Source organism: Vibrio sp. Vb2960 (genome assembly GCF_033337665.1).
GTDB classification, from domain to species: Bacteria; Pseudomonadota; Gammaproteobacteria; order Enterobacterales; family Vibrionaceae; genus Vibrio; species Vibrio alginolyticus.
On the sequence record NZ_JAWORD010000043.1, the window covers coordinates 1 to 6,540 of the forward strand.

The window sequence follows — 6,540 nt, forward strand, 5'->3', positions numbered from 1 at the left end:
AGTCGCGAGGCACCGAGCGACAATTTTAAGCCGAACTAAACTTTGCGAACAACAAACTTTATGTGCTTTGATGCATTTAAGTCAGGCGCAGTCTCAAAGCGGCTACTCAATGAAACCACTTAGAACAAACAACGCCGTAGAAAATGGACTGACAACACCAAAAAGCGCTTTTGGAAAGCCAATCTCACAGTGCGGACTTGCAACAAAGCCACTGAAACCACGTGGAACTTAAAACACCAGAGAAGACGACTTTTCAGCGAGTAGATCTGCTTTTGAACCAACAAACTCAACGAGCAGAGTTACAACCAAAAACAAATTCTCGATTACCCTGCTCTGTCAGCACCAAAGAACAAAACAACCGTGAGGACACTTGCAAAATTTTGGACTTAAAACCGTTAAAACTGAGCTTTGACCATTGACGATAGATCTGTGTACCAAACAAACTACTGCCAAATTTTTAGGTCAGAAACATGATTCTGATTGCTAGCTTTTTCTGGCGACTAACGCCCTGTTAAGGTGTGAGCAACGCAATACCAAAGCTCCCGCATACCACCTTAAACACTAAACGCAACGCATAGTAAAAACGCCACGCGTTGCGAATCACTCTTAAACAGTTTGTTATATACCGCTATCGATTAGAATTTTAGTCAGTGTTTCTTGGATATTGTTATCAAGACTATCTTTTACATGCGCTTGTTCATCTTGAGATAAAAGTGAGAACTGCGCGGGAAGCTCTTCGATGTCGAGAACCTTAACCCCTTTTAAGTAACACGTACTGCATTTGCTGTCGCCATCAATATATGGAACAACATTTAACGATACATATGTTATCGCACCCATTCGTTTACCAAAGATTGATTGTTGATGGACACCATAGCCGAAAGTATTCGATACACCATAAATATCTCTAGGTACAAGCTTTATAGCCATATCAACATCACCGATTTCTGACTCCGAGATAAGCTTAACCGCCATCCCTTTTGCCTCGACATAGTCTTTGACCGTTTTAACAAGTAAATCAGAGAAAGAACTATCTTTAACTGCATCATAATCGTTGTTAAATATCGTTGTACCAGTCGTTACAAAATTAGGATATTCAGGAAACTCGTTAACTACCCCGACGGTTTCAACTTCCTTAAGATCTTGCGGTTTCAACGTAGATGCACAGCCTGTAAGAACTACTAGCAATAACAATGAGTAAACTAACTTTATTTTATTTTTCACCTTTATTCTCCCTAGGTATATAACGCCCTGTTAAGGGGTGAGCAACGCAATACATAAGCCGCCGCATACAACCTTAAACACTTAAACCAACGCATAGTAAAAATGCCACGCGTTGCGAATCCCTCTTAAACAGTTTGTTAGCTGTTTCGTATTAGGAGACTGAACTATTAACGTAAAAATAACCAACAAGACCAACCGTGCCGTATAAAAGTGCCTTCAAAGAAGCTAGCCAGTTACTTTTAATATTAAGTAAAGTCACCACAATTGAGGATACCATCGCAAAACACCACATCAAGACAACTAAACAAGCAAACAATAAATCTATAACGTCACCGAACCCATAAGGTTCTCCGGGTGAGACCGCTATATGCCCATAAATTTGAGATTTATATAGTAGCCCAGAGAAAGCAAAAAAATGGACTAAAACAATACTGAACGCTAATAACTTATTAAATCTTGCTTCCATTTAGTTTCACTCTCCAATACCACATTGCACAAACAGCTAACGCCCTGTTAAGGTGTGAGCAACGCAATACCGAAGCCACCGCATACCACCTTAAACACTAAAACCAACGCATAGTAAAAATGCCACGCGTTGCGAATCACTCTTAAACAGTTTGTTATAGCGCTTTGCCGTTTACAAGTGACCAATGATGAGGCATTAATTCTCGTATAGTCTTGAAAACCAATGCATTCCCCGAAGTCGTAATTGCTGCTTTGACATCCCCACCCCAATGGACGAGGCGCTCTTGGCAAACTCCGCATGGTGACAAAATTAGAAATTCATCGTTCTCACTCTCACGACACAGGCATAATGAGTGGGTCACTCGCTCATTGAGTTTGTGAGCCTCTAAATACGCTCCCACCTCCATGCATAGTGAAAGAGCATCGTTTTTAGTATCAGGAGCAATGCTTGTTAATATTTTTCCTGACTCTGTTCTAACAGCCGCAGCTCCACCCCAACCAGAAGGATATCGCATATTTACTAGTTCTATTGCTGCTTGATAGAGCTCTTTTTCGATATTATCCATGACCATCCATATTCAATTTTATCGTGCGCTATAACGCCCTGTTAAGGTGTGAGCAACGCAATACCGAAGCTGCCGCATACCACCTTAAACACTAAAACCAACGCATAGTAAAAATGCCACGCGTTGCGAATCACTCTTAAACAGTTTGTTATGCCTATGCTAACCACCTAGAAAATCTAGTATTTTTTGTCCAGTACCTAGACCTCGTTTGTAAAACTCAGTGTGACCGCAGCTACTGCATGATAAGAAATAAAAACGGTGTTTGTTGTAATTGAAAAATGTACTCCAAAATCCACCACTGGCTCTTAACTCACCAACCTCATATGACTCTGAACCACATTTATCACAGCAGTATTCAAACTTCGATTTCACTTTGTCATTCCCTAACAGGTGGTTTGCCATCTGCTTGTTTGCAAGCTCTTTGCCTAAAGACCCGCACTGTTCACACTTTAATGATGAGTGTTCATTGCTATGCCCGCACCCAAAGCACTCCCATTTACTATCCATATTCCCTCTTATAGGCATAACGCCCTGTTAAGGTGTGAGCAACGCAATACTGAAGCTCCCGCATACCACCTTAACCACTAAACCTAACGCATAGTAAAAATGCCACGCGTTGCGAATCACTCTTAAACAGTTTGTTATGTGCGCGGCTAAGTGATTCTCATATCTTTTCTGAACGATGCATCACCGTATAGTGAGTGCCCAGTTTTGTACATTAATCTGGGATTATCACATTACCGTAAAGATCTTGATTTGTAAGTTGATTCACTTTTTCTAACAAGCTTGCCACCTTAAAATAGGCTGAAGTGTTATCTGCCTTTTTATATGCTAAATCCATGCATCTCGACCTAAGATCTGAAGAGACAACTTTCAGCGCCTCAACTACTTCGGCGTTACTCGGACTCTTTTCTAGGTATTTTTTCCCAACGAAGTAGGCTTTCTCGTACTGTTTTTTCTTCGATAAGTTCATTATCTCTTCTGCTGACATGAATACATTATTCCTATAAGCACATAACGCCCTGTTAAGGGGTGAGCAACGCAATACCGAAGCCACCGCACAGCACCTTAACCACTAAAATCAACGCATAGTAAAAATGCCACGCGTTGCGAATCCCTCTTGAACAGTTTGTTATAGCAACTATTCAACTTTATGTATACGAAGAACTATTTTCCCCATATAATCCGCGCGCAAATTTGGAGTGCATAGATTAATGACCAAACTCCCTTGTGCTAAATTGCATGGAATAAAAGGGATGCGGAACTTTTTAAATTAAAACGAAATGAAGAAGTTTGTATTTGCCTTAACTTTGCTAGGTACAATCAACGTAGCTTTTGCTTCTCAAGAATATGGTTGTGTCCAGTATCAAAAAGCTGATTACTCATGGGGAGACCCGTACAAAGTTCCTGTCACAATAGTTACAGGCTCACAATTAAATGAGGCAACAAATAGCTACAAGTACCAATCGTACTCAAATTACGCGCTTGCAGAATGGCCGAACGGTGGGTACAGCGCTTTGGAAATGCCTTCATACTATGATGATCTACCTTACTCATACACAAATACGAAAGATCAAAACGGCAGAAAGTATCGAATAAAAGAAGCACCATCATACGGCGCTTGTTCATCTTACTAATTCCGTACTGGCCACTATTACAGGTGGCCTTTTAGTTGCTATAACGCCTTGTTAAGGGGTGAACAACGCAATACCGAAGTTGCTGCAAACCACCTTAAACACAAAAACCAACGCATAGTAAAAATGCCACGCGTTGTGAATCCCTCTTGAACAACTTGTTAGGCGAATTTTCAAAGGCTTATTCGCATATCCGCACAGTTGAATAGACCATCGCCCAAAGTCGGAAACCGTGCATGATTTTTGAGCGTACCATGATTTGAGAAACCCGACTTCTCTAAAACTCTTATGCTTGCGATATGCTCAATAAAGGGATTGGTTCTTACTTCATTTACACCCAAACTTTTCAAGTATTGCAGACCAGAGCGGCATAACTCTGTTGCGATGCCTTGATTACTAAATTGATCTGATATACCAAAGTGAATTTCAGCATATTGCTCATTAAATACGAAAACAACCAAACCGAACACAAAATCATCTGGACTCGTTGCAACACCATACACACAAACTTTGGGAGCATTTTCTGAATAGAATTGTCGCCATTGTTTAATTTTCGAAAGCGTGGTTTCAACTGTGTTGTGGGGCGATGTCGATATGTACTTTGCTGAACTGCTTGAGCCTGAATACATATTGAACAAAGAATTTGCATCAGCTTCTCGAAGCTCCCTGACTCTAAAAACTCCACTTTCGTAGTTCATTGCGCCTCCATTCGCCTAACGCCCTGTTAAGGGGTGAGCAACGCAATACCGAAGCCGCCGCAAACCACCTTAATCACTAAAACCAACGCATAGTGAAAATGCCACGCGTTGCGAATCCCTCTTGAACAGTTTGTTATGTGCGTACTATTTGTGTTCACTTTTACAGAAATTCACATGTTCGGAACATGGCAACCATTTTGTTTTGTTAACTTCTAGATGAATAGTTGAGTTTTGGTCTTGTGACCATTTTTCACCATTATTGCAGTGAATCGTTAATTGATGATGTAACGACACAATATTTACGTGATTTGTTTTATAGGGATTTTCCCATTTATTACCTACTTGAAACTTATTGTTTTCAATGAAACAAAGTTGTGCACCTGCTTCTACAGACCGTGCATATTTTACATTTGGATCGCTAGAGCAACCAACTAAGAACAGCATTGCAACAAACGAATATTTTATCTTCATACCTAGATAACCTACTTTTAGCCCAAAGCACATAACGCCCTGTTAAGGTGTGAGCAACGCAATACCGATGCCGCCGCATACCACCTTAAACACTAAACACAACGCATAGTAAAAATGCCACGCGTTGCGAATCACTCTTAAACAGTTTGTTAAATTCGTTCTAACGTATACATGCCCAACTTTCTAATTTCATGGAGTAGAGGCTTTACAGACTCTCGACACTCAAAGTAAAGAGAACATGTATCGTCATAACCTTGTACGAAAACAGCCCGATATTCTGGAATTACGAGCTGCAAAGCATCAGCATCCGTAATTGAAAACCTAGATAAACGGCGGACAAACAAAGAACTGTTTCTTGGCTCCTTAAATATCAACCGACTAACAGATCTATATTTGTACTGGTAACACGAAACGTCCTCCGCTAGAAGACGATGAAACAAATGCCAACGCAGGTCAATATCGGCTTGTTGGTCTAACGTGCGATTAGTAAAATATTGCTCAAACTCTTCTCGTGTTAACCAATGATCGAACACAGTGATTGCAACACATTGCCAATCTTCAATGCTCTCGTTCGTTTTATTGTCTAGAGCGGAATAAAGTGATTTGAGGCTACCCTGCACCCCTTTTGATACATTTCGAAATGCTCTCATAAACCCTCAAGAATTTAACGCCGCGTTAAGTAGTGAGCAACGCCACCACTAAACTAGACCATTACACCGTAAACACAATACCCAACTTAAACTGAGGGTGCCACGCGTTGCGAATCTGCCTTAAACGCTTTGTTATGTTTTTTCATCAGATCTATCGCGGCTTGAGGGCGAATTGACTCATCAATACATAAGTATGCTAAGAAGAGTAACGAAGCTACCGTCAGAAAGTACATGGCGACTCCACTATGAGCCGTATATGGAAGGTCAGGCATCAACCACACTAAATAAAATGCTCCCATAGCAAAGAGAAAGTAACAGCCAATGTAGATCCATTTGACCAACTTTAAGACTTTAAATCCATAGCCTCTTTTAAAGTCAATATCGGTATAGTCATCATTAAAACTCAAATACTTCCGACCTAACTTGTAATCTACGATATTTGCGCTAGGCGTAAGTGTTTTAGTTAAAAACTTAATTTCTGGATAGTTCAACAGCATGCCAAATCTATTTTGAAACACTTGCTCTACAACTAAGTGGTAGCGAGGTTTATTATTTTTTTCGATTTCAGCAATCATCTCAGAAATCAAACCTTTGTTTTGTTCTTTATAACGGTCAATTCTGGTCTTTATAATCTTAAACACCATGATAAATAAAAGCACTGAAATAGCAGAAACTTTATCCATACCAAAAACGTCGTAACTAAATCGAATTAAAGCTTCCACTTTATATTTATCTCCGTAGTTTCATTGAAAAACATAACGCCGCATTAAGGTGTGAGCAGCGCTTGGCTATACTTGAGCGAAGCGAAACTGCCAAGCGTTGCGAATCACTC

10 protein-coding genes and 1 pseudogene are annotated in these 6,540 nt (G+C 40.3%); 2 read left to right on the plus strand and 9 right to left on the minus strand.

Annotated elements, in window-relative coordinates; translation table 11 throughout:
* Positions 1–232 (plus strand): annotated as a pseudogene (locus tag R7O03_RS22195) (hypothetical protein); the annotation flags it as partial.
* A gap of 386 nt (positions 233–618) precedes the next feature.
* Here the strand turns inward: R7O03_RS22195 and R7O03_RS22200 are convergent.
* The 5 genes from R7O03_RS22200 to R7O03_RS22225 all read right to left on the minus strand — a co-directional run bounded on the left by R7O03_RS22200 (position 619) and on the right by R7O03_RS22225 (position 3,246).
* Positions 619–1,224, minus strand: coding sequence for a hypothetical protein (locus tag R7O03_RS22200; RefSeq protein ID WP_039978409.1), 606 nt, complete (start codon positions 1,222–1,224; stop codon positions 619–621).
* A 151-nt stretch (positions 1,225–1,375) separates the two neighbouring features.
* Positions 1,376–1,690 carry a hypothetical protein gene (locus R7O03_RS22210; RefSeq protein ID WP_017191322.1) on the minus strand — a complete coding sequence of 105 codons (315 nt, stop codon included), beginning with the start codon at positions 1,688–1,690 and terminating at the stop codon, positions 1,376–1,378.
* A 154-nt stretch (positions 1,691–1,844) separates the two neighbouring features.
* A complete protein-coding gene (locus tag R7O03_RS22215) occupies positions 1,845–2,255 on the minus strand; it encodes a cytidine deaminase (RefSeq protein WP_021033956.1) in 411 nt (136 codons plus the stop codon).
* 159 nt (positions 2,256–2,414) lie between these two features.
* On the minus strand, positions 2,415–2,780 hold the full coding sequence (locus R7O03_RS22220; protein ID WP_318119318.1) for a zinc ribbon domain-containing protein: 366 nt from the start codon (positions 2,778–2,780) through the stop codon (positions 2,415–2,417).
* 193 nt (positions 2,781–2,973) lie between these two features.
* On the minus strand, positions 2,974–3,246 hold the full coding sequence (locus R7O03_RS22225) for a hypothetical protein (protein WP_318132048.1): 273 nt from the start codon (positions 3,244–3,246) through the stop codon (positions 2,974–2,976).
* Positions 3,247–3,538: 292 nt separating this feature from the next.
* Between R7O03_RS22225 and R7O03_RS22230 the strand changes: the two genes are divergently transcribed.
* The gene (locus R7O03_RS22230; protein WP_104973997.1) at positions 3,539–3,892 is read left to right on the plus strand and encodes a hypothetical protein; all 354 of its coding nucleotides are present in this window, start codon (positions 3,539–3,541) and stop codon (positions 3,890–3,892) included.
* Positions 3,893–4,062: 170 nt separating this feature from the next.
* On the opposite strand, the gene R7O03_RS22240 is transcribed toward R7O03_RS22230, so the two are convergent.
* The 4 genes from R7O03_RS22240 to R7O03_RS22255 all read right to left on the minus strand — a co-directional run bounded on the left by R7O03_RS22240 (position 4,063) and on the right by R7O03_RS22255 (position 6,430).
* Positions 4,063–4,587, minus strand: coding sequence for a GNAT family protein (locus R7O03_RS22240; protein ID WP_318132049.1), 525 nt, complete (start codon positions 4,585–4,587; stop codon positions 4,063–4,065).
* A gap of 144 nt (positions 4,588–4,731) precedes the next feature.
* Positions 4,732–5,058, minus strand: coding sequence for a hypothetical protein (locus R7O03_RS22245; protein ID WP_139794022.1), 327 nt, complete (start codon positions 5,056–5,058; stop codon positions 4,732–4,734).
* 149 nt (positions 5,059–5,207) lie between these two features.
* The gene (locus R7O03_RS22250; protein WP_318132050.1) at positions 5,208–5,708 is read right to left on the minus strand and encodes a hypothetical protein; all 501 of its coding nucleotides are present in this window, start codon (positions 5,706–5,708) and stop codon (positions 5,208–5,210) included.
* 86 nt (positions 5,709–5,794) lie between these two features.
* Positions 5,795–6,430: a hypothetical protein gene (locus R7O03_RS22255; RefSeq protein ID WP_318132051.1), complete on the minus strand. Its 636-nt coding sequence runs from the start codon at positions 6,428–6,430 to the stop codon at positions 5,795–5,797.
* Between the last annotated feature and the right edge of the window lie 110 nt (positions 6,431–6,540).

What these genes read in the sequence shown, in the direction of transcription:
- R7O03_RS22210 (WP_017191322.1), bottom strand. Translation starts at nt 1,690, where the DNA reads ATGGAAGCAAGATTTAATAAGTTATTAGCGTTCAGTATTGTTTTAGTC.
- R7O03_RS22215 (WP_021033956.1), bottom strand. Translation starts at nt 2,255, where the DNA reads ATGGATAATATCGAAAAAGAGCTCTATCAAGCAGCAATAGAACTAGTA.
- R7O03_RS22220 (WP_318119318.1), bottom strand. Translation starts at nt 2,780, where the DNA reads ATGCCTATAAGAGGGAATATGGATAGTAAATGGGAGTGCTTTGGGTGC.
- R7O03_RS22225 (WP_318132048.1), bottom strand. Translation starts at nt 3,246, where the DNA reads ATGTCAGCAGAAGAGATAATGAACTTATCGAAGAAAAAACAGTACGAG.
- R7O03_RS22230 (WP_104973997.1), top strand. Translation starts at nt 3,539, where the DNA reads ATGAAGAAGTTTGTATTTGCCTTAACTTTGCTAGGTACAATCAACGTA.
- R7O03_RS22240 (WP_318132049.1), bottom strand. Translation starts at nt 4,587, where the DNA reads ATGAACTACGAAAGTGGAGTTTTTAGAGTCAGGGAGCTTCGAGAAGCT.
- R7O03_RS22245 (WP_139794022.1), bottom strand. Translation starts at nt 5,058, where the DNA reads ATGAAGATAAAATATTCGTTTGTTGCAATGCTGTTCTTAGTTGGTTGC.
- R7O03_RS22250 (WP_318132050.1), bottom strand. Translation starts at nt 5,708, where the DNA reads ATGAGAGCATTTCGAAATGTATCAAAAGGGGTGCAGGGTAGCCTCAAA.